The organism is Rothia sp. HMSC071C12 (assembly GCF_001813895.1).
Lineage (GTDB): Bacteria > Actinomycetota > Actinomycetes > Actinomycetales > Micrococcaceae > Rothia > Rothia mucilaginosa.
This window is the reverse complement of record NZ_KV814368.1, coordinates 65,756-90,552: the sequence shown is the minus strand read 5'-3', so window position 1 is coordinate 90,552 and position 24,797 is coordinate 65,756. Positions and strand designations below refer to the sequence as shown.

Annotated in this window: 24 protein-coding genes, 1 pseudogene and 2 riboswitches; of the genes and pseudogenes, 12 read left to right on the top strand and 13 right to left on the bottom strand. The window is 60.1% G+C overall.

Annotated features, from left to right (window positions below; genetic code table 11):
* Nucleotides 1-89 precede the first annotated feature (89 nt).
* Together HMPREF2942_RS01505 and HMPREF2942_RS01500 are read right to left on the bottom strand one after the other, a co-directional pair.
* The gene (locus HMPREF2942_RS01505; RefSeq protein ID WP_070688078.1) at nucleotides 90-533 is read right to left on the bottom strand and encodes a YchJ family protein; all 444 of its coding nucleotides are present in this window, start codon (nucleotides 531-533) and stop codon (nucleotides 90-92) included.
* Between the two features lie 169 nt (nucleotides 534-702).
* The gene (locus HMPREF2942_RS01500; RefSeq protein WP_070688076.1) at nucleotides 703-2,130 is read right to left on the bottom strand and encodes an LLM class flavin-dependent oxidoreductase; all 1,428 of its coding nucleotides are present in this window, start codon (nucleotides 2,128-2,130) and stop codon (nucleotides 703-705) included.
* Between the two features lie 114 nt (nucleotides 2,131-2,244).
* A riboswitch (SAM riboswitch) is annotated at nucleotides 2,245-2,353 on the bottom strand.
* 175 nt (nucleotides 2,354-2,528) lie between these two features.
* Nucleotides 2,529-2,625: riboswitch (SAM riboswitch) on the top strand.
* A gap of 4 nt (nucleotides 2,626-2,629) precedes the next feature.
* Here HMPREF2942_RS01500 and HMPREF2942_RS01495 point away from each other — a divergent pair.
* From HMPREF2942_RS01495 to HMPREF2942_RS01480, 4 genes are all read left to right on the top strand, one after another.
* A complete protein-coding gene (locus HMPREF2942_RS01495) occupies nucleotides 2,630-3,466 on the top strand; it encodes an ABC transporter ATP-binding protein (RefSeq protein WP_012904246.1) in 837 nt (278 codons plus the stop codon).
* A gap of 64 nt (nucleotides 3,467-3,530) precedes the next feature.
* On the top strand, nucleotides 3,531-4,595 hold the full coding sequence (locus HMPREF2942_RS01490; protein ID WP_044150835.1) for an aliphatic sulfonate ABC transporter substrate-binding protein: 1,065 nt from the start codon (nucleotides 3,531-3,533) through the stop codon (nucleotides 4,593-4,595).
* Nucleotides 4,595-5,437: an ABC transporter permease gene (locus HMPREF2942_RS01485; RefSeq protein WP_049350468.1), complete on the top strand. Its 843-nt coding sequence runs from the start codon at nucleotides 4,595-4,597 to the stop codon at nucleotides 5,435-5,437. Before HMPREF2942_RS01490 ends, HMPREF2942_RS01485 begins: the two co-directional genes overlap by 1 nt.
* 444 nt (nucleotides 5,438-5,881) lie before the next feature.
* Nucleotides 5,882-8,005 (top strand): AMP-binding protein, encoded by a 2,124-nt coding sequence (locus HMPREF2942_RS01480; RefSeq protein WP_070688074.1) that lies wholly within the window; start codon nucleotides 5,882-5,884, stop codon nucleotides 8,003-8,005.
* 168 nt (nucleotides 8,006-8,173) lie between these two features.
* Here HMPREF2942_RS01480 and HMPREF2942_RS01475 read toward each other — a convergent pair whose 3' ends face one another.
* Nucleotides 8,174-9,262 carry a C4-dicarboxylate ABC transporter substrate-binding protein gene (locus HMPREF2942_RS01475; protein ID WP_070593578.1) on the bottom strand — a complete coding sequence of 363 codons (1,089 nt, stop codon included), beginning with the start codon at nucleotides 9,260-9,262 and terminating at the stop codon, nucleotides 8,174-8,176.
* A gap of 233 nt (nucleotides 9,263-9,495) precedes the next feature.
* On the opposite strand from HMPREF2942_RS01475, the gene HMPREF2942_RS01470 reads away from it, so the two are divergent.
* From HMPREF2942_RS01470 to HMPREF2942_RS01460, 3 genes are all read left to right on the top strand, one after another.
* Complete coding sequence (locus HMPREF2942_RS01470) at nucleotides 9,496-10,347, top strand: transcriptional initiation protein Tat (RefSeq protein ID WP_070599198.1); 852 nt, start codon at nucleotides 9,496-9,498, stop codon at nucleotides 10,345-10,347.
* Between the two features lie 398 nt (nucleotides 10,348-10,745).
* On the top strand, nucleotides 10,746-11,438 hold the full coding sequence (locus HMPREF2942_RS01465) for an SDR family oxidoreductase (protein WP_044151027.1): 693 nt from the start codon (nucleotides 10,746-10,748) through the stop codon (nucleotides 11,436-11,438).
* A gap of 450 nt (nucleotides 11,439-11,888) precedes the next feature.
* Complete coding sequence (locus tag HMPREF2942_RS01460) at nucleotides 11,889-12,497, top strand: DUF1269 domain-containing protein (protein ID WP_044150839.1); 609 nt, start codon at nucleotides 11,889-11,891, stop codon at nucleotides 12,495-12,497.
* A gap of 176 nt (nucleotides 12,498-12,673) precedes the next feature.
* On the opposite strand, the pseudogene HMPREF2942_RS01455 reads toward HMPREF2942_RS01460, so the two are convergent.
* Nucleotides 12,674-12,811, bottom strand: a pseudogene (locus HMPREF2942_RS01455) (C4-dicarboxylate ABC transporter substrate-binding protein); the annotation flags it as partial.
* A 155-nt stretch (nucleotides 12,812-12,966) separates the two neighbouring features.
* On the bottom strand, nucleotides 12,967-14,538 hold the full coding sequence (locus HMPREF2942_RS01450; protein ID WP_070688072.1) for a DHA2 family efflux MFS transporter permease subunit: 1,572 nt from the start codon (nucleotides 14,536-14,538) through the stop codon (nucleotides 12,967-12,969).
* A gap of 265 nt (nucleotides 14,539-14,803) precedes the next feature.
* Between HMPREF2942_RS01450 and HMPREF2942_RS01445 the strand changes: the two genes are divergently transcribed.
* Nucleotides 14,804-15,121 carry an acylphosphatase gene (locus HMPREF2942_RS01445; RefSeq protein WP_049327397.1) on the top strand — a complete coding sequence of 106 codons (318 nt, stop codon included), beginning with the start codon at nucleotides 14,804-14,806 and terminating at the stop codon, nucleotides 15,119-15,121.
* A 34-nt stretch (nucleotides 15,122-15,155) separates the two neighbouring features.
* Here the strand turns inward: HMPREF2942_RS01445 and HMPREF2942_RS01440 are convergent, their stop codons facing one another.
* A complete protein-coding gene (locus HMPREF2942_RS01440; RefSeq protein WP_049346563.1) occupies nucleotides 15,156-15,806 on the bottom strand; it encodes a GNAT family N-acetyltransferase in 651 nt (216 codons plus the stop codon).
* A gap of 265 nt (nucleotides 15,807-16,071) precedes the next feature.
* On the opposite strand from HMPREF2942_RS01440, the gene HMPREF2942_RS01435 reads away from it, so the two are divergent.
* From HMPREF2942_RS01435 to HMPREF2942_RS09610, 3 genes are all read left to right on the top strand, one after another.
* A complete protein-coding gene (locus tag HMPREF2942_RS01435; protein WP_049346562.1) occupies nucleotides 16,072-16,653 on the top strand; it encodes a peroxiredoxin in 582 nt (193 codons plus the stop codon).
* A 3-nt stretch (nucleotides 16,654-16,656) separates the two neighbouring features.
* On the top strand, nucleotides 16,657-17,187 hold the full coding sequence (locus HMPREF2942_RS01430) for an alkylhydroperoxidase, AhpD family (RefSeq protein WP_070688070.1): 531 nt from the start codon (nucleotides 16,657-16,659) through the stop codon (nucleotides 17,185-17,187).
* Nucleotides 17,188-17,260: 73 nt separating this feature from the next.
* Entirely contained in the window at nucleotides 17,261-17,785 is a 525-nt protein-coding gene (locus tag HMPREF2942_RS09610; RefSeq protein ID WP_314938644.1) for a GNAT family N-acetyltransferase, read from the top strand.
* A 129-nt stretch (nucleotides 17,786-17,914) separates the two neighbouring features.
* Here the strand turns inward: HMPREF2942_RS09610 and HMPREF2942_RS01420 are convergent, their stop codons facing one another.
* Nucleotides 17,915-18,565: an L-alanine-DL-glutamate epimerase gene (locus HMPREF2942_RS01420; RefSeq protein WP_070688068.1), complete on the bottom strand. Its 651-nt coding sequence runs from the start codon at nucleotides 18,563-18,565 to the stop codon at nucleotides 17,915-17,917.
* A gap of 97 nt (nucleotides 18,566-18,662) precedes the next feature.
* Nucleotides 18,663-18,836, bottom strand: a complete 174-nt coding sequence (locus HMPREF2942_RS09425; RefSeq protein ID WP_162837467.1) for a hypothetical protein — start codon at nucleotides 18,834-18,836, stop codon at nucleotides 18,663-18,665.
* 272 nt (nucleotides 18,837-19,108) lie between these two features.
* Here HMPREF2942_RS09425 and HMPREF2942_RS01415 point away from each other — a divergent pair, with 272 nt between their 5' ends.
* On the top strand, nucleotides 19,109-19,900 hold the full coding sequence (locus HMPREF2942_RS01415; protein ID WP_070688066.1) for a trimeric intracellular cation channel family protein: 792 nt from the start codon (nucleotides 19,109-19,111) through the stop codon (nucleotides 19,898-19,900).
* Nucleotides 19,901-19,999: 99 nt separating this feature from the next.
* Here HMPREF2942_RS01415 and HMPREF2942_RS01410 read toward each other — a convergent pair whose 3' ends face one another.
* The 5 genes from HMPREF2942_RS01410 to HMPREF2942_RS01390 form a co-directional block, all read right to left on the bottom strand.
* On the bottom strand, nucleotides 20,000-20,749 hold the full coding sequence (locus HMPREF2942_RS01410) for an amino acid ABC transporter ATP-binding protein (RefSeq protein WP_070688064.1): 750 nt from the start codon (nucleotides 20,747-20,749) through the stop codon (nucleotides 20,000-20,002).
* Nucleotides 20,742-21,416 carry an amino acid ABC transporter permease gene (locus HMPREF2942_RS01405; protein WP_049346553.1) on the bottom strand — a complete coding sequence of 225 codons (675 nt, stop codon included), beginning with the start codon at nucleotides 21,414-21,416 and terminating at the stop codon, nucleotides 20,742-20,744. Before HMPREF2942_RS01405 ends, HMPREF2942_RS01410 begins: the two co-directional genes overlap by 8 nt.
* A gap of 28 nt (nucleotides 21,417-21,444) precedes the next feature.
* Nucleotides 21,445-22,263 carry a transporter substrate-binding domain-containing protein gene (locus tag HMPREF2942_RS01400; protein ID WP_070688062.1) on the bottom strand — a complete coding sequence of 273 codons (819 nt, stop codon included), beginning with the start codon at nucleotides 22,261-22,263 and terminating at the stop codon, nucleotides 21,445-21,447.
* Between the two features lie 270 nt (nucleotides 22,264-22,533).
* Nucleotides 22,534-23,379, bottom strand: a complete 846-nt coding sequence (locus HMPREF2942_RS01395) for a transporter substrate-binding domain-containing protein (protein WP_070688060.1) — start codon at nucleotides 23,377-23,379, stop codon at nucleotides 22,534-22,536.
* A gap of 98 nt (nucleotides 23,380-23,477) precedes the next feature.
* Nucleotides 23,478-24,638 carry a trans-sulfuration enzyme family protein gene (locus HMPREF2942_RS01390; protein WP_049346546.1) on the bottom strand — a complete coding sequence of 387 codons (1,161 nt, stop codon included), beginning with the start codon at nucleotides 24,636-24,638 and terminating at the stop codon, nucleotides 23,478-23,480.
* Nucleotides 24,639-24,797 lie beyond the last annotated feature (159 nt).

Here is a 24,797-nt window from a genome sequence, read left to right as displayed (position 1 = left end):
GAATCGTTCCGGTTTCGGAATGATTCTGCCATTTCTTTATCTGCCCACCCGCACTCAGCATGTACGAGAGGCAAGGAAAGTGACGAGACTTAGCGGACGTCTCCATCCACGTAGAACCAGGCGCCGCCCACCTTCTCAAAGCGCGACAGCTCATGCATGCTGCCCTTCACCCGCTCCTCCGCAGGAACACCCGGCACCGAACGGTAATACGCAACGAACTCCACCGTACCGGACGCATCAAACGGGCCACCCGAAGCACCCAGAATATCCAGGCGATACCAGCGGATATCATCCTCCAACTCCAAGGCGGCCGGGCGAGTACTCGGATGCCAGCTCGCCAGCAGATACGCCGCATCCCCGGTCGCAAACGCGGTAAAACGCGAGCGCATCAGCTGCTCCGGCGCAGGAGCAGTCAGCGTGCCGGAGGCGGCAAACTCGCCCAGGAACCTGCCGCAGCAGGCGCCGTACACCTCGCCGCTCGAGCAGGGGCAGCGGTCTTCATGGTTAAGTTCAACCTGGTTCAGTTCAGTCATGCCACCCAGTATAAAGAACGCGCCACGTCAAGAAGGCATCGCATCAAGAAAGCACAGCGCAAAGAAACGCCCGCTCCGCCGAGGATACAAATCCTCCAGCAGAACGGGCGTTCTTGTTTTCAATCGTTAAGTTTGAGCGAACCTACACGGTACGCTTCAGCGGCAACGCTTATTCAGCGATTGCGCGAGCCGGGGTGTCAGCAGCCGAAGGCTTGCCCACGTATGCGCCGCGGTACTTAGCAGCCGGGTGGCTGTTAGCAACCTTGGTGTGGCCCTTACCGAAGATGTTCTCACGCAGGGTGTTGCCCTCGTACTCGGTGCGGTAGCGGCCGCGCTTCTGCAGCTCGGGAACAACGTACTCGATGAAGTCCTCGAAGGAGCCCGGGGAGACGTGGTATGCCAGGTTGATGCCGTCCAGGCCACCCTCGTCGATCCAGCGCTCAAGCTCGTCAGCAACCTGAACCGGGTCACCAACAATGACATCGCCCATGCCGCCGAGGGTGGTGTGCTCAGCGATGGCCTTGCGGGTCCACTTCTTGTCCTTCGCCTGCAGGGTGAAGGGGGTCAGGAAGGACTGAATCGACTCGGTCTGCACGTAGTTCAGGACCTCGTCCTCGTCGAACTGGGACAGGTCAACACCGGACCAGCCGCCGATGATAGCCTGTGCAGAGTCGAGGTTGATGTACTTCTTGTACTCCTCGTACTTTGCCTTTGCCTTCTCTTCGGTCTCATCCACGATGACCGAGAGCATTGCAAGGATCTTCACGTCGTCGCGGCTACGGCCCTGCTCCTCGGCAGCGGCGCGAATACGGTCGGTCACAACGCGGGTCAGGTCGGGACGCAGAGCGCTGATGAACACAGCCTCAGCGTGCTTACCGGAGAACTGCTGGCCACGGCTGGATGCGCCAGCCTGGAAAATCACGGGGGTGCGCTGCGGGCTCGGCTCGGTCAGGGAGATGCCGGGTACGGAGAAGTACTTGCCCTTGTGGCCAATCGGGTGGACCTTGGAGGGGTCAGCGTAGATGCCGCGCTCGCGGTCCTTGATGACTGCGCCGTCTTCCCAGGAGCCTTCCCACAGCTTGTAGCAGACGTCCAGGAACTCGTCGGCGATTTCGTAGCGCTCGTCGTGCGGGATCTGGGTGGGCAGGCCCTGGTTCTCAGCAGCCGAAGGCAGGTAAGAGGTCACAACGTTGAAGCCGACGCGGCCCTCAGTGAGGTGGTCGAGGGAGGCGTAGCGGCGAGCCAGGGTGTAGGGCTGCTCGAAAGTAGCGGCAGCAGTCACGCCGAAGCCGAGGTGCTCGGTCACTGCAGCCATTGCAGAAATCTGGGTTGCGGGGTCATTCACGGGAACCTGAGCGGCACCCTCAATGGCGGGAGCGGCAGAGTTCTTGTACACGTCGTAGATGCCGACCACGTCAGCGATGAACACGGCGTCAAACAGGCCGCGCTCAAGGGTCTTAGCCAGGTCAGTCCAGTACTTGATGGTGTTGTACTCGGTTGCGCGGGAGCGCGGGTGACGCCAGAGGTCGAAGCTCTGGTGACCAATGCAGGTCATTTCGAATGCGTTAACTACGATGCGCTTCTTCTGCTCAGCCATCGATTTTCCTTTCGCGAATGATCGGGGACGATCGGGTTAGTGCCCTGCACCCCGCGCGCCGCCTCCTTCTTGCCTTCTGCGTTCGGTGGTGGCCTTCGTGCAGGTGGCGCGTTCGCGCCGTACTTGCCTCGTAACGTTGAGGCCAGATCATCATCTGGGGCACCCCGCTACGGGAGAGGGTTGCCGCCCGGCTAGCCAGAGCTTAGCGCCGGGACTCATGATCTCGTGGTTTGAGTGTACGGGGCGCACGGGAGGGAGGTCACGTTTGTGACGAAAAAATCTTTTTGTGACGTGGAACCGAAATATTTCGTGATAAATGCGAAATATACGGTCATAGAAATTCATACGCGCCCGCAGGGTTGATTGAGGCACGCCACAGCCCATAGGGTGGGAGAAGCAAACCATCCAGAGCGACTGAGAGACCTGGCTCCACGACGTCGCAGCAACCGGCACGGATTCTTCCGCCCCCGGTGCTAACGCCAGGAACGATGGAAGTGACATGACACTCAACAGTGCAGTAACTGACGTACCCACCAGTGAAAAGAACGGCCGCCGTGCCGTATCCACCGCCGCCGTCCCCTTGAGCTTTGAAGGCGTCGGACAATCTTTCCCCGTGCCCGGCGGAACCCACGAAGTTCTTCGCGGAGTCTCCTTCACCGCAGCCCCCGGCGAGATTATCTCCGTCATCGGCTCCTCCGGATGCGGCAAATCCACTCTCCTGCGTGCAGCAGCAGGCCTGAACCGCATCACCGCAGGTACCGTGCGTATCGGCGAGAAGGCAGTGACCGGCCTCGACCCCCGCGTAGCTATCGGCTTTCAGGAACCGCGCCTGCTCCCCTGGCGCACCGTCGCCGACAACGTGGCTCTCGGACTACCGCAGGGCACCAAAAAATCTGAAGGCGCAGCATCCGTAGCGCGCCTGCTCGACCTGGTCGGCCTGGGCGAATACGCAACCCACCGTCCCAAGGAAATTTCAGGCGGTATGGCTCAGCGCGTGTCCCTGGCACGAGCGCTCGCACGCAACCCCGGCGTGCTGCTGCTCGACGAGCCCTTCGGTGCTCTGGATGCGCTGACCCGCATCAACATGCAGGATTTGCTGTTGGACGTGCACCGTCAAGACCCGACCACGATTCTGCTGGTCACCCACGATGTGGAAGAGGCGCTGTACCTCTCTGACCGGGTGATTGTCCTCGGTAAGGACACCCCGGAGGCGCCCGCCACCATCCAGCGCATTGTGACCGTTGACCGTTCTCACCCGCGTGACCGCGCCGATGCTGAGATCACGGCGCTGCGTAGCGAACTGTTGGCTGAGCTCGGCGTGGAAGATAACGCCTAAAGCCGCCACGCAACACATTTCTTACACATCACATCATCATCTTCAGAAGCGAAAAGATTTCATCATGACTTACTCCCCGTCTCGTCGTACCGCCCTCAAGTCCCTTGCCGCAGCCGCCGCTTTTGCTACTCTGCTCAGCGCCTGCGCCGGTGAAGGTTCCGGTTCCGCTAACGCCTCCGGTGCTGCCGGTGGTGGCAATCAGAACACCGTGACCATTGACTACGCGACCTACAACCCGCTGTCCCTGATTATCCGCAAGAAGGGTTGGCTTGAGACCGCCCTCGCCGCCGAGGGTAAGAAGGTTGAGTGGGTCAAGTCGGCCGGTTCGAACAAGGCGAATGAGGCGCTGCGTAGCGGCAATATTGATGTTGGCTCGACCGCCGGTTCGGCGGCGCTGCTGGCACGCGCTAATGGCTCCCCCATCAAGGTCATTAGCCTCTACTCGCAGCCGGAATGGTCGGCACTGGTGACCCGCAAGGATTCGGGCATCACCAAGGTTGCGGACCTGAAGGGTAAGACTGTTGCCGTGACCAAGGGTACCGACCCGTACTTCCTGCTGCTGCAGGCACTCAAGCAGGAGGGTATTTCCGCTTCGGATCTGACCATTCAGAACCTGCAGCACGCCGACGGCCGCACCGCCCTGGATAACGGTCAGGTCAACGCGTGGAGCGGCCTGGACCCGATTATGGCTGCCGCCGAGGTGGAAAGCGGCGACGTGCTCTTCTACCGCAACCTGAACTTCAACACCTACGGCTTCCTGAACGCGACCGAGAAGTTCATTCAGTCCAACCCGACCGCCGCACAGACCATCGTGGACGTGTACGAGTACGCTCGCGCCTGGGCTAAGAAGAACCCCGAAGAGGCAGTGAAGATTGTCGAGGAGGAGTCCGGCATTAAGCACGAGACTGCTCAGGTCGTCATGGAGCGCACCCACCTGGATATCGACCCGGTTCCGGGCGCTAAGCAGGTTGAGGTTCTCAAGGGTGTCGGCCCGATTCTGGTCGAGTCCGGCGACGTTCCCTCCCAGTCCGACGTGGACAAGGCACTAAACAGCATTGTGGACGACCAGTTCGCAAAGAAGGCTGACAGCGCAGCCGTTGAGAAGATCGCAAAGGTGGTTGAGAAGTAATGACCGCCGCAACGATCACCGCCGCCTCCAGCGCTCGCGCTGAGCGTGCCGAGAAGCGTGTCTCTTCCGTGAAGCTGCCGTCGAACCCGTTCGCCGGTAAGCAGTACCTGGGCCTGATTCTTCCCCTGGCGCTGATTGCCCTCTGGTACATTCTGAGCACGAACGGCGTGTTCACCCAGGTTCAGCTGCCCTCCCCCGACCGTGTGGTCAGCGCCGGTGTTGAGCTGGCGCAGCGCGGCGAGTTGGGCCGCCACGTGGCGATTTCTACTCAGCGTGTGCTGATTGGTTTCGGTATTGGTGCCGTGCTCGGCCTGGTGCTGGGTGCGCTGATTGGCCTGTCTGCGCCGGTGCGTCTGATTGCCGCACCGACCATTGGTGCGCTGCGTGCCGTGCCGTCCCTGGCGTGGGTTCCGCTGCTTCTGCTGTGGATCGGTATCGGCGAGAATTCCAAGGTGACCCTGGTTGCTATTGGTGCGTTCTTCCCGGTATACACCACGGTTTCTGCGGCTCTGGCGCACGTTGACCCCAAGCTTGTGGAGGCGGCACGCGCCTTCGGCCTGAAGGGTCTGCGCCTGTTCACCACGGTTCAGCTTCCCGCGGTTCTGCCGTCGGTTGTTTCGGGTCTGCGTCTGGCGCTGGCTCAGGCGTGGCTGTTCCTGGTCGCCGCTGAGCTGCTGGGTGCATCCATGGGTCTGGGTTACCTGCTGACCGACTCGCAGAACAACGGCCGCACCGACCGCCTGCTGCTGGCTATTGTGGCGCTGGCGGTGCTCGGTAAGATTACCGACGCCCTGGTGGGTGTTTTCGAGCGCTGGGTGAAGGCGAAGTACCCCAGCAACTAACGCCACCAGCAATTAGCACCACAGCTAAACGCAACGCTCAGCACGCGCTGAGTTTTAGGAGAGATGTCCGCCGCGTGGCTGCTCCCCGAAGGTGAGCTAATCATCGCTACGCGCCGGAGAAAGAAGTCGGCGGGGAAACCTGTCGCCTACTGAATGATGATGATGTGCCCCGCCCCGCGCCCCACAGCAGTGAGCGCGGGGCGGGGTCTTTAAATATGTCGTTATATTACGAACCGATACACAGCACACCGAATATGACGGTCCCCTTTGCGTCCACCCCCTCCGGCGCGCTTTACTAAGAAGGCAAACCATCCAGAGCGACCGAGAGACCTGGCTCCGTGACGTCGCAGCAACCCCCTCGCCAACGCACACACAGACCCCACGGTCACACAGACAGCGGCACGGCAAGCAAGGGTGCTAATGCCAGCAACCGATGGGAGAATAATGGGACTGCCCACCCCCTACTCGTTCACCGACCCGCTAAACCCCACCCCGAACCCCGCCCTCGAATCTGACGAGGCGCGCGTTGCGTTCTGGGAGAAGCAGGCGCAGCGACTCACCTGGGCTGAGCCCTGGCACACCGCGCACCGTTTCGAGAAACCGAAGTCCCTCGGCTTCGACGAGGACGGCATCGAACAGTTCAGCATCCCCAAAATTAAGTGGTTCGAGGGCGGTAAGCTCAACGTCGCCTACAACTGCGTGGACCGCCACGTGGAGGCAGGCCGCGGCGACAAGGTAGCCCTCTACTTCGAGGGTGAGCCCGGCGACCGTGAGGCCATCACCTACTCCGAACTGCAGCGCCGCATCGCGAAAGCAGCAAACGGCCTGCTGTCCCTGGGCGTGCGCAAGGGTGACCGTGTGGTCATCTATCTGCCTGTCATCCCCGAAACCATTATTTTCACCCTCGCCTGCGCGCGTATTGGCGCGATCCACTCCCTCGTCTTCGGTGGTTTCTCCGCCGAGGCGCTGAAGTTCCGTGTGGAAGACACCGGCGCGAAGGTTCTCATCACCACCGACGGCCAGAACCGCCGCGGCAAGGTCGTTCCCGTGAAGGTCAACGCCGACGAGGCATGCTCCGGTGAGAACAATATCGAGCACGTTATCGTGGTGGACCGCACCAGCGCCTCCGACCCGGTAGCGCACGCCGCTGTGCCGTGGACTGAGGGCCGCGACGTCTGGTACCACGATCTGGTGGACGACCAGCCGGATACTCACGCCTACGAACTGCATGATGCCGAGGATCCGCTGTTCATTATTTACACCTCCGGCACCACCGGTAAGCCCAAGGGCCTGGTGCACACCATGGCTGGATACCTGGTGCAGACCGCGTACACTCACGCGCTGCTGTACGATCTGCTGCCGGATTACGTGGACGAGAACGGCGTGTTGCGCCCCGACGAGCTGTCCGCGGTCAACGACCCGCAGAAGGTTGAGTCCACCGTTCACTGGTGCACCGCCGACCTGGCGTGGGTGACCGCACACACCTACGAAATTTACGGCCCGCTGGTTAACGGCGTGTCCGAAGTGATCTACGAGGGTACCCCGAACACTCCGCATTACGGCCGCCACTTTGAGGTTATTGAACGCTACGGTGTGACCAACTACTACACCGCCCCGACCCTGATTCGTTCGCTCATGGGTGCGTTCCCGAATGGCCCGGAGCCCGGCAAGTACGACTTCTCGACCGTGCGTCTGCTCGGTTCGGTGGGCGAATCCATCAACCCGGAGGCGTGGCGTTGGTTGCGTCAGCACGTGGGCGGCGGCACCGCGGCATTCATTGACACCTGGTGGCAGTCGGAGACCGGTTCGACCGTGTGCTCGCCGCGCCCGCACGACCCGGCGTTCGCACCCGAGGGCACCTACCCGGAGGGTACCCCGCACTGCACTCCCCTGCCCGGTTGCGCTACCCGTGCCGTTCCCGGCGTGTCCACCCGCGTGGTGGATGAGCACGGCGACCCGGTCGAACCCGGTAAGCAGGGCTTCATCGTGGTCGATAAGATTGGCCCCTCGATGGCTCGTACCGTGTGGCAGAACCCGCAGCGTTACCTGGATTCCTACTGGCGTCACTACGGCGAGCGCGGCTGGTTCCTCGCTGGCGACGGCGCGAAGGAAGACGAAGAGGGTAACGTGTACATCCTCGGCCGTATTGATGACGTGATTAACATTTCGGGTCACCGCCTGTCCACGATTGAGATTGAGTCGGCTCTGGTGACTCACCCGGCTGTGGTTGAGGCTGGTGTCTGCCCCGTGGAGGATGAGCTGACCGGTCACCAGGCGGTCGCTTACGTGACGCTCACCGATGAGGGTAAGGGCCTGACTGAGGATGAGCTGAAGGCGGCGCTGACCGCACACGTGCGTGAGCACATTGGCCCGATTGCTAAGCCGAAGGACGTTGTGGCGGTTGCCGATATCCCGAAGACCCGTTCGGGTAAGATTACTCGCCGTCTGCTCGGTGAGCTGTACCAGGGCCGTTCTTTGGGTGATGTTTCTTCGCTGCAGAATGAGGAGGCGCTGGGCCACATTGCGCAGGTGCTGGTGGATACCGGCCGCGTGAGCGAGGCTGTCTAGGCTCTGTTGCTGAGCTGAGCACTGTGCCGAGCTGCACGCTGCGCTGAGCTGAAAGCTACATAGAGTAAAGGTGCGGATACCGAATGATGATTCGGTATCCGCACCTTTTGCTATGCCATTTTACTGAGCTGACAAGGCTCTCTGTTGGCGTTGCGCCACCTATTCAGCCTACTTAATCAGGCCCAGCGAACGAGCGTGTTCGGCGGTAATACCGCTCGGCTCAATGTGCTCGGGGCCCTTGTCCTTCTCGGGGTGCTCGGTCGCCTGGAAGCGGATCATCTTCACATCGTTTGCGGCACCCAGGTTCGTGATCATGCCGTCACCGTTCAGGTCCACGGACACCGGCTCGGTGTCGATTTTGCCGTTGCCGTTGAAGTCAATCGGCTGGTTGGCGGGCTTGCCCTTGTACAGGAAGCCAGCCGCGCGGGGACCGAAGCCACGCGCCTCGTACAGCTTCGCCTCGTTGAGCATGCGGTATTCGGCGGTGGAGTAGCCGAAGTAGCGGCTACCGTCAGCCATGGGCACGCCGGTGAGGGTGTACTGGTAGTTCATGACGCTGTAGTAGTTGGGCTTGTAGTTGATTTCGTCCCAGCCGCCGTGGCTCAGTGCGAGGTTGTGGCCGAGCTCGTGCACGAACACTGCCACGCGGATGTTGCTGCTTGCCTCGCCCCAGAAGGTCGGGCCGACGGTGACCATAAAGTTACGACCGCCAAAGTTAGCGATACCGGAGGAGTAGCTGTTGTCGTAGTAGTCGCCCCAGATCATGTAGTGGAAGGTGCCTTCGCGGGCGGGGTTGAACTTACCTTCGGTTGCCTTGATTCGGTGGAGCGCCTTGAATTCGCTGTCGAGTGCCTGGTAGCTGATTTCGTTGCCGCCGCCCAGGTTGTACTTGGCGCTGCGGGCGCTACCGGCGTCCAGGTGGATGTTCACGCCGGTAGTGCCGTCGGGGTTGCGCAGGGGCAGGTCGGCATAAATCTTGGTGATGCGGTCCAGTTCGTCTTCGCTGGGCAGCAGACCTGCCATGTAGTCCATCTCAACGAAGATGTCCTTGTGGTTGGGGTCTGCGCCCATTGCGGGGAAGTCGACGTCGATTTTGCCGTCGCCGTCAGCGTCGTAGCCCTTCATTTCCCAGGTGTTGGGGATGCCGTCGCCGTCAATATCGGGGCTGTAGGCGTTTGCTGCGGGGGCTGCGATAGTGCCCAGGCAGAGCACTGCGAGGGAGGCAAGCGTGACGCGTGCGCTCTTCATAAATGCCATGTTGTGTTCCTTCAGTGTGTGGTGACCGGTGGTGTTTCTGTGGAGTTTTCCGGGAGGGCGTTCTCCACGGTTTCCATGATGCTCCCGTTTCACGTATTAGGTGAGCTGGGTGCCGCAATGTTCATACATTGAAGTAAAAGTTGAGATAATTTTGAAGATGAGCTGAATTACATTAGAGTATCAGTAATTCAAATCACATGCATCACCACATTTTTCACAACAAGAGAGATCCCATGACTTCTTCCTCGAACACCACTAACGGTCTGAACCGCCGCGCACTCATCAAGGGTGCCGCATGGAGCACCCCCGTCATCGCAACCGCCGCAGCGGTACCCGCCTACGCGGCATCCACCGACGCGCAGGAAACCCCGACCCTGAAGTTCGGTGTCTTCACCCAGGCGTTCAACTCGAACCCCTCCAACGACTTTGATACCCGCTACGGTCTGGACTCCTACACCGTGCAGGTTCCCAACATCAGCGCAACCTCCACCACCCCGCAGAGCCGCGGCGGCGGCACCTTCACCCCCGGAGGTAGCGTCGGTGCCGGCCTGTACGGTGGCGCGGGTCTGTGGATTTCCGCACCCATCAACTCCAAGGGCGAGTTCCAGGGCAGCTCCTGGCTGTACCCTCAGGCGCATCTGCAGGTGACCTTCGAGTTCACTTTCCCCACCGCCGAGGATGTCACCGACCCGCTGCTGTGGGATGTCGATAACGACGTTGAGATCCCGGCACTCGCCAAGAGTGCGGGCGGCGCAAAGACCAACAACCCCGCCGTGGCGGCGTTCAACGGCATCGCATACACTGCGAAGTTCTACGAGCCGGTCATCGAGGACAACGTCTGGACCGGCGTGCTGGATATCCGCACCTCCGACTACCTGGAAGCCACCGCGAAGGACGGCGTGAGCTACGCGCAGGTGCTGGCTTCGCTGGTTCCGGTGTACTTTACCAAGGTGACCTCCAGCTACACCCTGACCACCACCGCTCAGATCACCAGCGGTAGCGTCGCAATGCAGCTGACCGAGGGTGGCGAGTACACCTTCAAGGATCTGGCTGGTTTGCGCGCTTCGGCGACCATCACCCGCTAAAGTACCGAGCATAAACAAGGGGGCCCGGCATCCATAACGGATGCCGGGCCCCTCGCCGTGTTTAAGGCTTGGACTATCGGGCACCGCCGGTAGCTGCTAGAGGCTAGTCCTTCGCGGGAACCAGACCCTCAGCTGGTAGCAATAGTTCATGACGCTCAGGTAGTTCGGCTTGTCGTTCACGTCATCGGTGCCGCCGGGCAATAAAAACCTAGCACTTCATCATAACGCCGTCTTGAGCCCCGCACGAGAATTCTCATCATGCGGTGCTGTTTGAGCGCATCAGCACAGGGAATGCGGGTATCTGTCGTTCTCGGGAAGCATAAGAAAAACCATAGACGTTGCGGCACAGCAAGCCTATTCTGGATATACAAGTATTTTTCAACATACAGGAGGATACGATGGCTAACGTTACGATCATTGGCGGGCACGGCAAGGTTGCTCTTCTGGCCGAGCCGCTGCTGGTGGAGCGCGGGCATGCGGTCAATGCGCTTATTCGCAGGCCGGAGCAGTCAGAGGATATTGTCACGCGCGGGGCGAACCCTGTGGTCGCTGACATTACCGCGTTGAGCACCGAGGAGATGGCGAAGCTCTTCAAGGATTTACATACAGAAGTGCTGGTGTGGTCCGCGGGTGCGGGCGGTGTAGGTGGCCCCGAACGCACCTATGCGATTGACCGTGACGCTGCGATCCGGTCGATGGATGCGGCGCGGCTGGCCGGTATTAAACGGTACGTGATGGTATCGTACCTGGGCGCGGGTTCCGGGCACGGCATCGACCCTGATGACAGTTTTTACGCCTACGCCGAGTCGAAGACGATCGCCGATGAGCACCTGCGCGGCTCGGGGCTGGATTACACGATTCTGGGGCCGGGGACGCTCACCCTTGAGGAGGCAGGCGGCATTACTCTGGGGATTGAGCCCGCCCACACGCCCGGCGCCGAATCTAATACTCCGCGGGCCACCGTTGCCCAGGTGCTGGCGGCGGTTCTTGAGGACCCGTCCACGGTTGGGAAGGCGCTCCCGTTTATTGGCGGGCCCACCCCGATAGCTCAGGCTCTCGCATCGGCGCCTAACAGCAATAAGCTGCGCTAGGGTTTGCCGGATGCACCCGCCCCGGCTGAGTGCGGACGCGTCCCGAGCCTCTTCACGGGTTTGGGGCGTGTTTTTCTCTCACGCAAGGTTGGTGCCGCATCGCTCAGTATCCTAAAGTACCATGTATTTTTAGAGCAACTGCAAGAGGTTCCCGTGGGATTCTTCGATCTCTTCGCCGACAAAACCCCGGACGAGCCCGCCGAGGCGTAGCTTACCAGGACATTTCTGGTCTGACTGCTTCGGCGACCATTACCCGCTAAGGGGCATGAGCCGCTAAGACAGCGAATTTAAAACACCAGGGGCCCGGCATCCATATTGGATGCCGGGCCCCTTTGCTTTCGGGCTCAGCCTATCGGCTGCCGCCGAGGTAAATTGTCGCAAAAAGTAGTTCCCAAAAAAAGAGAACTGTATTACAATGTATATATAGTCTTTAGGAACGAGGTACCAACTATGGAAAACCTAGTAATTTCAGTCTTTAACACCGAAAGCGAAGCTTATCAGTCCTTTGCAGATTTGAAGGCTTTCCGCCAAACTCAGACGACCAAGGTTGCTCAAATCGCCCTGGTCAAAAATGAAAACGGTCATATCGTTGAAAAAGAACGCTATGATTTTGAAGATTCAACGACGGATGCAACCCTAAAAGGTGGCTTGCTCGGTGCAGTTATCGGGCTTTTGGGTGGTCCTATCGGCGTCTTGTTTGGTTATGGTATTGGTAGCCTCAATGGTTTGGTTGCTGGTGCTACCGTTGATACGGCAGAAGCTGGCCTGATTGACGTTGTTTCTCAAAAATTGACTAACGGTGAAACAGCCGTTGTTGCCTTGGTGCAAGAAGACAACGAAGCAGTCATCGATGCTTACTTCACCAAGTACGACACCCAAATCGTGCGTTGGGATGTAGCAACCGTCGTAGCCGAAATCGAAGCAGCTCTGCAAGTCCAAGAAGACCTCTACAACCAGGCGCGTGCACAGATGAAGGCTGAACGTAAAGCCGAACGCAAGGCTAAGCTTGAAGAATTCAAGGCGAATGTCAAAGCAAAGTTTGACAAATTGAAAGCGTAAGCACCCAAGCATCTCATAAAAAATAGGCTATCTACTTCTGGTAGATAGCCTATTTTTTTTAAAAACTAGATTTTAGAAAGAGGAAGTGAGGATTTTGGCTCAAGATCTTGAACAAATCAAGGAAGACAATGGCAAAAATACCAAACTCAAGGTGGGGATTTTAGCCATCTCTCTTTCTCCAGGTGGATGTTGATGCCGGTGGTGCTGTTGGGGTTGCGCAGGGGAAGCTGGGCGAAGGATTCGGTGATGCGGTCGAGCTCATCCTCGCTAGCGAGCAGGCCGGGCATGTAATCCATCTCCACGAAGATGTCCTTCTACAGCGGGTTATTGCGCTCTCACGAGGTTTCAACACCTCAGGGCAACAATAACCCGCTTCATCATACACAGAGTGCATATAGATTTTCTCCGGTATAGCACCATATCTCAGGTTATGCACCGCTTATGCCGTAAAAGCGCTCTGATAAGCCTTCTACTTGGTGGTCTCCACCCCAGCGTTCTGCGCGGCAGCCTTCGCCTCGGAGGTCTTCTTGGAGGCATAGAACAGGCACACGACCGCGCCCACCGCCGCGGCAACCAGGGGCAGCATCATGGAATCAGCCATTGCCGCCGCGTAGGGTTCACGCAGGACCTGCGGAAGCACGCCTCCAGCAGCGCTGCCGTGAGAGCTACCGCCCGCTGCGGCAGCCGGACCCAACGCGGACAGGTGCGAGGTAATCGCAGAAGCCATAATCGTCGTAATCGCAGCCGAACCCAGCACCGACGCCATCTGGCGGGTCTCGTTGTACACGCCCGAACCGGCACCGGCACGCTGCGGCGGCAGGTTACGGGTCGCAGACACCGACAGCGGACCCCAAATGCAGGAGTTCGCCGCACCCAGAATAATCATCGGACCAACCATCAGCCACAGGTTGCCTTCCGCAACCATCGTCGGGCGGAGCAGAGCAAAACCAACAACCATCAGCGTAAAGCCAATCACGGCAATCCACTTCGGGTCGTTACGGTTCAGACGCGCACCCACCACCGGCGCCAACGCGCCCGAGAACAACGCCATCGGGGCGGTCATCAGCGCAGCCTGGGTCGGGTCCAGGCCCTCCACCTGCTGCAGGTACAGGGTCAGCGGGAATGCCATGCTGATAGCGACCACACCCATAGCGGAGATAGCCACATTCGACACGGAGAAGTTACGGTCACTGAACAGGCTCAGCGGAACCAGCGGCTCACGCGGGTTAATAGCCTGCCAACCAATGAACAGACCCAGCACCAGAATGCCGGCAATAATCAGACCCCACACGCTCACCGCAATACCGGTGCCCAGGAACGAATCGGTCATGGTGCCCCAGTCGTAGGTGGCACCTTCCTGAATACCGAAAACTAGCAGGAACAGACCGACCGCCGAAAGCACCACGCCCAACCAGTCGAAGCTGTGCTTCTTCTGCTCAAACACCGGCACGTTACGCCACGCCAAGAACAGACCGACCAAACCCACCGGAATGTTCACGAAGAAAATCCAGCTCCAATTCAGGGCATCCACGAGCACGCCGCCCAGAATCGGGCCGACCAGCGAGGCGACACCCGCAGTCGCACCCCAAATACTCATCGCAACACCGCGCGCATTCGGCGGGAACATCAGCGTAATCAGAGACATGGTCTGCGGGGTCATCAGCGACGCGCCCAGGCCCTGCACCACGCGGGCGGTAATCAGCGACTCAACATTCGGTGCCAGACCACACCACAGGGAGGCAAGCGTAAAAATAGCCATACCGATCATGTACAGGTTCTTCTGACCGAAGCGGTCACCCATACGGCCGGTAATGAGCAGCGGCACCGCATACGCCAGCAGGTAGGCGCTCGTCACCCACATGCCCTCCGACAGGGACGCCTCCAAATCCTGCAGCATGTGCGGCAGGGCGATGGTAACAATATTGCCGTCCACCAGGATCATGAAAAAGCCAACGACCAGGGACCAGAGAGCAGGCCAGGGCTTGTAGGGTGTCTTCGCCGGGTTACCGACGAGAGGCACTTTTTTAGGGCGTGAACTCAATGATCCTCCAGGGGATAGGTTGTATGCGGATAGATTGTCTGTGCGTTCAGCATTGCCGCTGAGTGAATGCCCCTAATGTTACTCCTTTTCAGGCCGCGGCTTCGGTTGCTTTACCCTTATTCAGCTCTTCACGGCGTGTGCGCGCGGCAACCAGGCGACAGGAACGCCGAACCCTCTAGACTGAAGCTATAGAAGGTATTAGAGCGCCACCTCCGGCGCTCACCCCCATCAGACCACCCTCAATGAGATGACCCCGGGAGGACCCATGGGTTTCTTTGATTTCTTCACCGACCGCACCCCAGCAGAACCCGCCGAAATCCGCCTCGTCGCTTTCGTCAGCGGCAAAGTGCAGGGTGTGGGTTTCCGCTGGTGGTGCGCCGGAACCGCCAAGCCCATGGGCCTGACCGGCTACGCCGAAAACCTCGACGACGGGCGTGTGAAAGTCGTTGCGGAAGGTACTGCCGCCTCCTGCGCTCGCCTGGTGGATGTGCTGCGCGGTGACGACACCGCCGGGCGGGTTGATGAGGTGCTCGTCGAGTGGGAGGAGCCGAGCGGCTCGTTCCGCGGCTTCGGCATTCGGTAGCTAGATAGGCTCCGAGCCTAGTGAGCTCCAGAGCCTAGTTTGCCCAGAGCGCCGCAAATTGCGCGCGGGTCATATCGGCGCGGCGCACCCGATGCTGGACCGGGTGACCGTTCTCATCGGGGCGGCCGGAGTTCGGGTCAATATCGTCATAGATGCCGGTGAAACCCGCTTTAACCGCGACTCGTTCGGAGGGTTCGTTACCCGCCAGGGCGGTCCAGCGGACGGTATCAAGACCCAGCCCGAGCGGGTCGAAAGCGTAGCCGAGGACGGCTCGTAGCGCCTCGGTCATGTAGCCCTTTCCGCGCGCCTTCGGGGCGGCGTAATAGCCCAATTCGGCGCGAGTTCCGGGGCTTTCGGGGGTGCCATCAGCCAGGCGCAATTCAATGGTCCCGGCAAACACGCCGGAGGCGTCAATCGCCCAGCGCTGAATCTGCCCGGCGGCAATCTGGCGGGCGGTGGTGAGCAGGTAGTCCTCGGCGTCCGCGCGCGTGTAGTTCAGCGGAATACGGGTGTAGCGGAGGATTTCTTCGTCACGGCAGGATTCTACGATGTCGGGGATATCCGCCTCGCGCAGGTGGCGCAGGGTGAGGCGTTCGGTAATGAGTTCGGGCTGGTTGGGCTCTACATATTCGCTGTGTTCTGAGAAGTCACTGCGTTCTGAGAAGTCGCTGTGTTCGGGGGTCATGATTCGAGCTTAACCCCTGGGGTTTGTAGGTGGGATTTGCGCATGGAAATTTGCACGTGGAGATTTGTGCGGGGAAGAGCTTTTTGAACACCTCGGAATGTTCAGTGATGCATATCATAGTTAAACCTTCGGGTTTTAATCCAACATCACTTGATTATTATGAATTATTCATAATAAAATAGTTATCGAGCCCGCCCAATGGGCACCACTTAGAACAAGCGCCGCGCAACGAATCCGCGCGGCACAAAGCAGAAAGAAGAACACTATGGCAGTTCTGACCATCGGCGACCAGTTCCCCGCATACGAGCTCACCGGCGTTGTCCCCGGTAAGCTGGCTGACATCGAAGCAACCAAGCCCGAAGACTACTTCACCACCGTCTCCTCCGAGGGTCTGGACGAAGACACCTGGCGCGTCGTCTTCTTCTGGCCGAAGGACTTCACCTTCGTTTGCCCCACCGAGATTGCTGCATTCGGCAAGCTCGCTGACGAGTTCGAGGCACGCGACACCCAGGTGATCGGTGTTTCCGTTGACAACGAGTACACCCACTACGCATGGCGCCGCTCCCACGAAGAGCTCCTGGACCTGCCCATCGTCATGGCATCCGACCTCAAGCGCGAACTGACCGCAGCGCTGGGCATCCTGAACAAGGACGGCGTTGCAGACCGCGCAACCTTCATCATCGACCCCCACAACACCATCCAGTCGGTCTCCATTACCGCTGACTCCGTCGGCCGTAACACCGACGAGGTACTCCGCCAGCTGGACGCGCTGCAGTCCGACGAGCTGTGCGCATGCAACTGGAAGAAGGGTGCAGCAACCATCGACGCATTCAAGGAGATGAAGTAATCCATGAGCATCGATAACCTGCGTTCGGCTCTGCCTTCCTACGCGAAGGACATGAACCTCAACCTGTCCTCCCTGCCCCGCATCACCTCCCTCACCGAGCAGCAGCTCTGGGGCGCAATCCTCGCAACCGCAGCAGCAACCAAGGTTGACTCTGTTGTTGTTGAGATTGCTGCAGAGGCTAAGGAGCACCTGAGCGACACCGCTTACGAGGCTGCTCTGGGCGCTGCAACCATCATGGGCATGAACAACATCTTCTACCGCACCCGTGGCTTCCTGAACGGCGCCTACGATGACCAGCGCGCAAACCTGCGCATGCAGATCATCGGTAAGAACGGTGGCATTGAGAAGCTGGACTTCGAGATGTTCGCACTGGCAGTGTCCGCAGTCAACGGCTGCTCCCACTGCGTTGAGGCTCACGAGCACACCCTGCGCGAAGAGGGCGCAACCAAGGAGCAGGTCAACGACCTGATTCGTATTGCTGCAACCCTCGGTGGCGTGGCACAGGGCATTCAGCTGGCTGAGGCACTGGGCTAAACCCACTCAGCGTTAGAGCACACACAGAAGCGGCGCATCCACCCCTTTACGGGTCGGATGCGCCGCTTCCTTTATGCACAGATTATGCCCTGCAGTAGCTAAAAACGCGTTGGACGGCTTTCCTAGCTCCCTCGATTTGGCGCTATACAATGCCTGTATGCGGTACTGTATTTTGGACTCCACCAGCCCTCTTCCCAGCGTAGAAGAACTTACTGAGCTTTACGATTCTGTGGGCTGGAGCGCCTATACCAAAACGCCCGAACGTCTCATCCCGATGTTGGAAGGGTCGCGGTATCTATACACCGCACGAGAGGCAACCACGGACGGAACGGGACGACTCGTCGGGCTAGTCCGCGCCGTCGGGGACGGACAATCTATCGCCTACATTCAGGACCTCCTAGTGCATCCACACGCCCAGCGTCAGGGCGTTGGCTCTGCGCTTCTAAAGCGTGTCATTGATGACTTTGACCGAGAAGACATTCGACAGCGACTCATTACTACCGACGTCGCTAGTGAACACGCCGTTGCGCTCTACAAATGCTACGGTTACGCCCCCGTAGAGGTAGCAGGATGCATCACCCTTGCATGCTATCGATGAGGCAATATCTCATACGGCTCGACTCGTTCAAACTGGCTGAGGCACTGGACTAAACCCACTCAGCGTTAGAGCACACACAGAAGCGGCGCATCCACCCCATCACGGGTCGGATGCGCCGCTTTGTTTTAACTACTTTTGGCTGTCCGCAGCGCCAATGCGCAGGGCTGCATCCCAGCTACTCGCCAGGCGCGTCGCCGCGGCCACCAGAGCCACCAGATCCTCGGCGTACACCGGGGTCGAGCGCACGCCCGCACACCAGTCAATCGTGCCCAAACCCAGCCAGGGCTTACCGGGGAAGAACTCGCGCCGCAGCGCCACGCGGCGCTTACCCAGGGCGCGGCGACCGGGCACGTACCCGCCGCGGCTGATGAACAGCGTCTCGCGGCCCTCGAACTCCACCAGCGCCTCCAGGGCCCTCAGCGCAGGAACCCAGCTCGGCTCCCCCACGCTCGCCAGGTCGGCCAGTTCGGGATACTCGCTCTCGTGCTCCGCCACGCTCACGCCCAGGATGTACTGGTAGCGCACCTGCCCGAGCTCCTGCGGCAGGCCGCGGTCAGCGGTCTGAATCGTGCCGCACAGGTGCCGAACGACCGGCTCACCCTCGGCGTTCACGCCGGTCAGGGGCTCGCCGTCCCGGTAGATTGCGGGGCCGTCCAGATAGAGCCCCACCGCGCCGGTACCCGTGATATTGGGGCGCACCGACCAGCCGGGAAGCACCTCCTCCAGGCGGGGCACCACGCCCCGCAGGATTTCGAAAACTTCGTCACGCGATACCGTCACGGCGGCTCCTTTCACCTTACGCAGATAACGATTTGCGATGTGGCCCGGTCTATCAAACGACCGGGCCACATGCCTTCAGTATTCGTCTAGACCCAGCTTAGCGAGCGCTCAGCTTATGGGAGGGTAGCCACACCATGAGCGCCGACAGCGCCGCACCGGCAAACATCATGATCGCCATAGACTCCACCGCATTCAGGGGGCTCAATGCCAACAGTAGCGAAGAAATGATGCCACTACCGTCCTGGAAAGAACCCAGCGCAGAAACAATCATGACAGAGCATTGGGGGTGGAGATTCACTCATTCTACGCCCATCTTTTAGCGCGCCCACACGCTTCTCCGTTACGTCTCAGAGCTCGTCATGAGCACCTTTCAACTAGGAGCAGGAGCGGCGGCGGGTCTACAATAAATCGGTGCCAGTTCAGGTACGCGCACAGGCAGACAGAGCCGGATGCGGTGATAACGTCGTCACCCGACCCCCCCGTTGCGCGCACTTCCCCTACCGGTACCCACAGCACACGCATCACGTACGCAGGAGAACGCCCATGCACGAGCTCTTTGACCCGGATCAGGTATTCCGCATCGTCGACATTGCCGCCGTTGTCGCTAACGGCCTGCTCGGCGGTGCTGTGGCGCGCGCCTTCCGATTCGACATTGTGGGCTTCCTACTGCTTGCGGTCGCCTGCGGCATGGGCGGCGGTATGATTCGCGACATCCTACTGAACTCCGGACTGCCCGTGGCACTCACTGACGGCGGCTACTGGGTGGGTGCTATCGTTTCTTCCATCCTTGCGTACAGCATCGATTTGAGTGCCCGCTGGGCGACCCGAACCATGCTCGTTGTCGACTTCGTGGGCATGGGATGCTGGGCTGCAACCGGCACCATTAAGTCCCTGAACTTGGGTCTGCACTGGCTGCCCGCTATCGCGTTGGGCATCACCACCGCGGTCGGTGGCGGCGTTATCCGTGACATTATGGTCAACCGCATCCCGGCAATCTTTGGTGGTAACTCCCTGTACGCAACGGTCGCGTTTATGGGTGCTTCTGAAACCGCTCTGGTAACCGGCTTGTTCCACCGCCCTAACCTGGCGATGGCGCTGTCTATCATCTTGTGCCTGGTGTTTGGTGTGCTCTCCCATATGAAGAATTGGCAGCTACCGACCACCCCGGGCGGCCTGCAGGTGCACCGCCCCCGCCTGCTCACCTTCTTCAACCGTGAAGAGAACTCGGTTCAGGATGAGGGCTGGTCGCCGGGTAATCCGCTCACCGACCAGCTACAGGTGGTCAGTCCTGAGCAGCTGGAGGAGTACCGCCGCTCGAAGAGGCCTTCAGAGTAGAACGAATATATGCTGAATATAGAATATGGGCTGGTTTCCGCACGTCAGATGATTATCTGACCGGCAGAAACCAGCCCATATTTACTATGTGCAATATGCCTAAATCGTGTACTCGGTGCTGTCGTACACGGTCAAGAACTTACGGATACGCTCATCATCCGAAGCAAAGAAACCGGCCGGCTCACCGTTATAACGCAGGGTACCGTTCTCCAGGAACACGATACGATCCGCAACCTTCTTCGCAAACGCCATATTGTGCGTCACGATGACCAGGGAGCGCCCCTCCTTCGCCAGCTGCATCAGCACGCGGATCACCTCCGCCTCCAGCTCGGGATCCAGCGCACTCGTCGGCTCATCAAAGAGCAGGTAGGAGGGTTCCAACGCCAAGGCGCGGGCAATCGCCACACGCTGCTGCTGGCCACCAGAGAGAGCGTCCGGGTAGGAATCTACCTTGTCGGCAAGACCCACCTTCGCCAGCAGCTCGCGGGCACGCTCCTGCGCCTGCTGAGCGCTCAGGGTGCCGTTGAGGGTCGGGGCGAGCGCCACGTTCTTCAACGCCGTGTAGTTCGGGAACAGGTTGAACTGCTGGAACACCATCGCCGAACGGGAACGAATATCACGCACCTGCGCGTCGGTGAGCTTCTGGCTGTAATCCACCTGCGCGTCGTCAATGGTGAGCGTGCCGGACTGCGGGGTTTCCAGCAGGTTCAGGCAACGCAGCAGAGTCGACTTACCGCTACCGGACGGGCCCAGAATCACCGTGGTCTCACCGTCGGGGATGTCCAGGCTAATGTTCTTGAGCACCTGCGTATCGCCGAAGCTCTTCGACAGGGATTCAACGCTAAGCATTGTTGCTCCTCACGTAACGGTTGCTGTACTTCTCCAGCGCCGACTGTGCGGCGGTCAGCAGAGTGAAAATTACCAGGTAAATGATGGCGACCTCGGAGTACATTGCCAGCGGCTCGAAAGTACGCGACGCGATCTGCTTACCGGTCTGGAACAGGTCAACCATTGAAATGACCGACACCAGCGAAGTGCCCTTAATCAGGTCAATGAAGTTGTTGCCCAGGTTCGGCAGCGCGATACGCACCGCCTGCGGAATGACCACGTGGCGCAGGGTCTGCATGCGGGTGAAGTTCAGAGTTGCCGCCGCCTCAAACTGGCCGCGCGGAATAGCAGCCACCGCGGAGCGGAACGTCTCCGCCACGTACGCACCGGTGTGCAGGCTCATCGTGATGATCGCGGCGCTCCACACGTCCAGGGCAATACCGACCTTCGGCAGGCCGTAAAAGACGATGAACAGCTGCACCAGCAGCGGGGTGCCGCGGAAGACCCAGATATACAGCCAGGCCAGCCAGTTCACCGGTGCAAAGCGGCTCGTGCGCGCGCCGGCGGAGATGATGCCCACCAGCAGCGCTAGCGCGAAGGAGATGAGCGATAGCGGAATGGTCACTGCCACCGTCGAGGTCAGCAGCTGCGGCAGTGATTCTGCCCAGAGGTTGAGGTAGCGTTCCATGCGCGGAACTCAGCTCCTTATGAGAGTGTTAGTTCTTCGGGGAGAGGTCTTCGCCCACGTACTTCTCGTAAATCGCCTTGATGTCACCGTTCTCCAGGTGCTTCTTCAGCGACTCGTCGATAGCGTTACGCAGGGCGTCCTGGCCCTTAGGCAGCAGGATGGAGGAGTTGCTACCGGTGCCCAGGTCACCGGAGAGCAGGCGCAGGTTAGCGTCCGGGTGCTCTTTGAAGTACTCAGCGAAGGACACGGAGTCGTTCGCGGTCATCTCTGCACGGCCCGAGAGGACCTGCTCGATAGCCTCATCGAAACCGGAAACGACCACGATCGAGGCGCCCTTCGCCTCCACCATCTTGCGGAAGTTCGAGGTTTCGGACTGCGCCGAGGAGTGGCCGGAAATCTCGCTCACGTTCTGCAGGGAAGAATCCTTCTTCACGGCGACCTTCGGCTCGGAGTACAGGTAGGGTACGGAGAAGTCGTACTTCTGCTTACGCTCGTCGGTTGCAGAAACGTTGTTGATGACGATGTCGTAGCGGTCAGCGTCCACACCGGCGATCAGCGAATCCCAGGGGGTTTCGGTGAACTCTGCGGTGACGCCCAGGTCCTTAGCGACCAGGTCGATGATTTCCTTCTCGAAACCGACCAGGGTGCCGTTCGAGTCGTGGAAGGAGAAGGGGCGGTAGGTGCCCTCCAGGCCCACACGGATCTTGCCGGCAGACTTGATAGCCTCCAGCTTGTTGGTGCTGGATGCGGTGCTACTGCTGGACGAACCGCACGCTGCGAGCAGTGCAGCCAGGCCGGTGAAAGCGGAGCCTGCGAGGACGGTGCGGCGGTTAATCATTGCGGACATAGTGTTCTTCTTTCGTGTGGTGGTTGATGCTCTTGTAGTTGCGGGTTGTCACCCTGCGGTAACCCGGGGGCATCATGCGGTGTGCCCCTCTCTGCGGGTGCAACGCTGGCTATCCTACAGCTATTCCCGGTGGGAAAGAATTCAACGTAACATTCCGTCATATTCTCTCATCGGTGCAGGATAAGCCACAGAGACATCAACCACGACACAATTTCAGAAGTCCTGGCGGGTGAGCCCTTTCCGGGCCCCTTCCGAGCCTTTCACGAAAGCTTAGGAGGCGGGGCTCAAGTCCTCGCTCACATGCTTCTCGAAAATTGCTTTGAAGTCACCGTTGCCCAGGTGCTTCTTGATGGAGGCGTCAATCGCATCCTTCAGCGCGGTCTGGTTCTTGGGCAGCAGAACGGCGACGTTGGTGCCGGGGCCGACCTCACCATCCAGCAGGCGCAGGTTGGCGTCCGGGTGCTCCTTGAAGTACTCGGCAAAGGACACGGAGTCGTTGGCGGTCAGCTCAGCGCGGCCGGTGAGCACCTGCTCGATAGCCTCGTCAAAGCCGGTGACTTCGATGATGGTGGCGCCGCGTTCCTCCACGAGCTTGCGGTAGTTGCTGGTGGCGCTCTGGGCGGCGCTATGGCCGGAGATTTCGGAGGCGTTCTTCAGGCTCGAGTCCTTCTTCACGCCCACGCGGGCACGGGAGTGCGCGTAGGGCACGGAGAAATCGTACTTCTTCTTACGTTCCTCGGTGGGTGCCACGTTATTGAGCACGATGTCGTAGCGGCCCGCGTCCACGCCGGCGATAAGCGAGTCCCAGGGGGTTTCGATGTACTCGGCAGTCACGCCCAGGTCCTTGGCGAGGGTCTCGGCGATGTCGTACTCGAAGCCGGCGAGCTTACCGGAGGCGTCGTGGTAGGTGTAGGGGCGGTAGGTACCCTCCACACCGATGCGGATTTTGCCCGCGGACTTGATGGACTCCAGCAGGTTGGAGGAGCTCTGTGCGGAGCCCGAGCTGGAGCTGTTACCGCCGGAGCAGGCGGCGAGCAGGCCGGTGGTTCCGGCGAGGGCCGCGCCCAGTAGCAGGGAGCGTCGGTTCAGCACGGCGGAGGTGTTGAGAACGGTCATTCTTGGTTCCTTAATCTACGTTGATGTGTGGTGTGAAAGTTGAAATCTGCGGTATGGATCGGCGACGTTCGCCAGCGGTATGAACCGGCGGCACGAACCTAGCCGGCGAAGGCGGCCTTCAGACCAATCTCCAGGGCCGCGATGAGGTCCTGAACATCCTCAATGCCGATTGCCAGGCGCACGAGGCGGTCATCCACGCCGAACTCGTCGCGGTGCTCCTGGGCGTATGCGCCGTGCGTGGTGTGCGCGGGCAGGCTCACGAGCGATTCGATGCCACCCAGGCTCACGGCGTTCACGAAGATGGGCAGGGAGCGGGCGAAGGCCTGCGCGTCGCCGCCGTCCTTGAGCAGCAGCGAAAAGACGGAGCCGATGCCGCGGGCCTGGCGGGACTGCACCTCCGCCTGTTCCTCGGAGGAGCTGCCGGCGTAGAAAATCTTCTCGACCTCGGGACGCTCAGAGAGGAACTCGATGAGCTCGCGGGCGTTCTGCTGCTGGCGTTCCAGGCGCAGGGCCAGGGTCTTCACGTCCTGCAGCAGACGGTAGGAGTCAATCGGGGGCAGCAGCGCGCCGCTGACGAGCTGACCGCGGTGCAGCAGAACGGCCAGGTCAGGGTCGTTCGTGGCCGCGACACCGGCGAGCAGGTCGGCGTGGCCGGCCAGGAACTTGGTGGCAGATTGCACGGTGATGTCAGCACCGAGTTCCAGGGGACGTTGCAGGTAAGGCGTCATGAAGGTATTGTCCACGATCAGCAGGGCGCCGTGGCGGTGCGCCAGCTCCGCAACCGCGGCAATGTCGGTGACCTGCAAGGTAGGGTTCGTGGGGGTCTCAAGGAAGACGACCTTCACGTCCGGGGTGAAGTCCTCATCGCTCAGGGTCGTGAAGTCGCTGATGAAGCGGGTCTTCACGGCGCGTTTAGTCAGCTCAGTGGTCGCGAAGCGGTAGGTGCCGCCGTAGGCCGGCATGCCCAGCAGCAGGGTGTCGCCCGCCTCCAGAACGCCGAGGGCCGCCGCGGTGGCCGCCATGCCGGAGGGGTACGCGTAAGCGTGCTCGGCCCCTTCGAGCGCGGCGAGGGTCGCCTGCAGGTTATCGCGGGTGGGGTTCGCGCCGCGCTGGTACATGTAGGTGGTGTCCTCACCTGCGGTACCGAAGGTGCTAGCCAGGTAGACCGGCGGCACGGACGCATCGTAGCGGGCATCGTGCACGGCGTGGATGGTGCGGGTCGTGAAACCGGTCGGTTCGAGCTGGTTCTGCTGGCTCATGGTGGTTCTCTTTCGTCCGGGCTACCCCGAACGCGGGTGTAGCTGTGTGTGTCGTCGTGTATCTGAGATTTACCCTACCCGCATTTTTTATGCCGTTCTAGCTAAACTTCACGGGGGTTAATATGTTCACGCAACGTCATATAAAAATGCGGTGAGGGT

Bases quoted from the DNA above. Each gene is read 5' to 3' on its own strand.
- HMPREF2942_RS01430 (WP_070688070.1), top strand. From the start codon at position 16,657: ATGAGCATCGATAACCTGCGTTCGGCTCTGCCTTCCTACGCGAAGGAC.
- HMPREF2942_RS01500 (WP_070688076.1), bottom strand. From the start codon at position 2,130: ATGGCTGAGCAGAAGAAGCGCATCGTAGTTAACGCATTCGAAATGACC.
- HMPREF2942_RS01480 (WP_070688074.1), top strand. From the start codon at position 5,882: ATGGGACTGCCCACCCCCTACTCGTTCACCGACCCGCTAAACCCCACC.
- HMPREF2942_RS01445 (WP_049327397.1), top strand. From the start codon at position 14,804: ATGGGTTTCTTTGATTTCTTCACCGACCGCACCCCAGCAGAACCCGCC.
- HMPREF2942_RS01495 (WP_012904246.1), top strand. From the start codon at position 2,630: ATGACACTCAACAGTGCAGTAACTGACGTACCCACCAGTGAAAAGAAC.
- HMPREF2942_RS01405 (WP_049346553.1), bottom strand. From the start codon at position 21,416: ATGGAACGCTACCTCAACCTCTGGGCAGAATCACTGCCGCAGCTGCTG.
- HMPREF2942_RS01410 (WP_070688064.1), bottom strand. From the start codon at position 20,749: ATGCTTAGCGTTGAATCCCTGTCGAAGAGCTTCGGCGATACGCAGGTG.
- HMPREF2942_RS01470 (WP_070599198.1), top strand. From the start codon at position 9,496: ATGACTTCTTCCTCGAACACCACTAACGGTCTGAACCGCCGCGCACTC.
- HMPREF2942_RS01465 (WP_044151027.1), top strand. From the start codon at position 10,746: ATGGCTAACGTTACGATCATTGGCGGGCACGGCAAGGTTGCTCTTCTG.
- HMPREF2942_RS01400 (WP_070688062.1), bottom strand. From the start codon at position 22,263: ATGTCCGCAATGATTAACCGCCGCACCGTCCTCGCAGGCTCCGCTTTC.
- HMPREF2942_RS01505 (WP_070688078.1), bottom strand. From the start codon at position 533: ATGACTGAACTGAACCAGGTTGAACTTAACCATGAAGACCGCTGCCCC.
- HMPREF2942_RS01485 (WP_049350468.1), top strand. From the start codon at position 4,595: ATGACCGCCGCAACGATCACCGCCGCCTCCAGCGCTCGCGCTGAGCGT.
- HMPREF2942_RS01415 (WP_070688066.1), top strand. From the start codon at position 19,109: ATGCACGAGCTCTTTGACCCGGATCAGGTATTCCGCATCGTCGACATT.
- HMPREF2942_RS01435 (WP_049346562.1), top strand. From the start codon at position 16,072: ATGGCAGTTCTGACCATCGGCGACCAGTTCCCCGCATACGAGCTCACC.
- HMPREF2942_RS01475 (WP_070593578.1), bottom strand. From the start codon at position 9,262: ATGGCATTTATGAAGAGCGCACGCGTCACGCTTGCCTCCCTCGCAGTG.
- HMPREF2942_RS01440 (WP_049346563.1), bottom strand. From the start codon at position 15,806: ATGACCCCCGAACACAGCGACTTCTCAGAACGCAGTGACTTCTCAGAA.
- HMPREF2942_RS01395 (WP_070688060.1), bottom strand. From the start codon at position 23,379: ATGACCGTTCTCAACACCTCCGCCGTGCTGAACCGACGCTCCCTGCTA.
- HMPREF2942_RS01460 (WP_044150839.1), top strand. From the start codon at position 11,889: ATGGAAAACCTAGTAATTTCAGTCTTTAACACCGAAAGCGAAGCTTAT.
- HMPREF2942_RS01490 (WP_044150835.1), top strand. From the start codon at position 3,531: ATGACTTACTCCCCGTCTCGTCGTACCGCCCTCAAGTCCCTTGCCGCA.
- HMPREF2942_RS09610 (WP_314938644.1), top strand. From the start codon at position 17,261: ATGCACAGATTATGCCCTGCAGTAGCTAAAAACGCGTTGGACGGCTTT.
- HMPREF2942_RS01390 (WP_049346546.1), bottom strand. From the start codon at position 24,638: ATGAGCCAGCAGAACCAGCTCGAACCGACCGGTTTCACGACCCGCACC.
- HMPREF2942_RS09425 (WP_162837467.1), bottom strand. From the start codon at position 18,836: ATGATTGTTTCTGCGCTGGGTTCTTTCCAGGACGGTAGTGGCATCATT.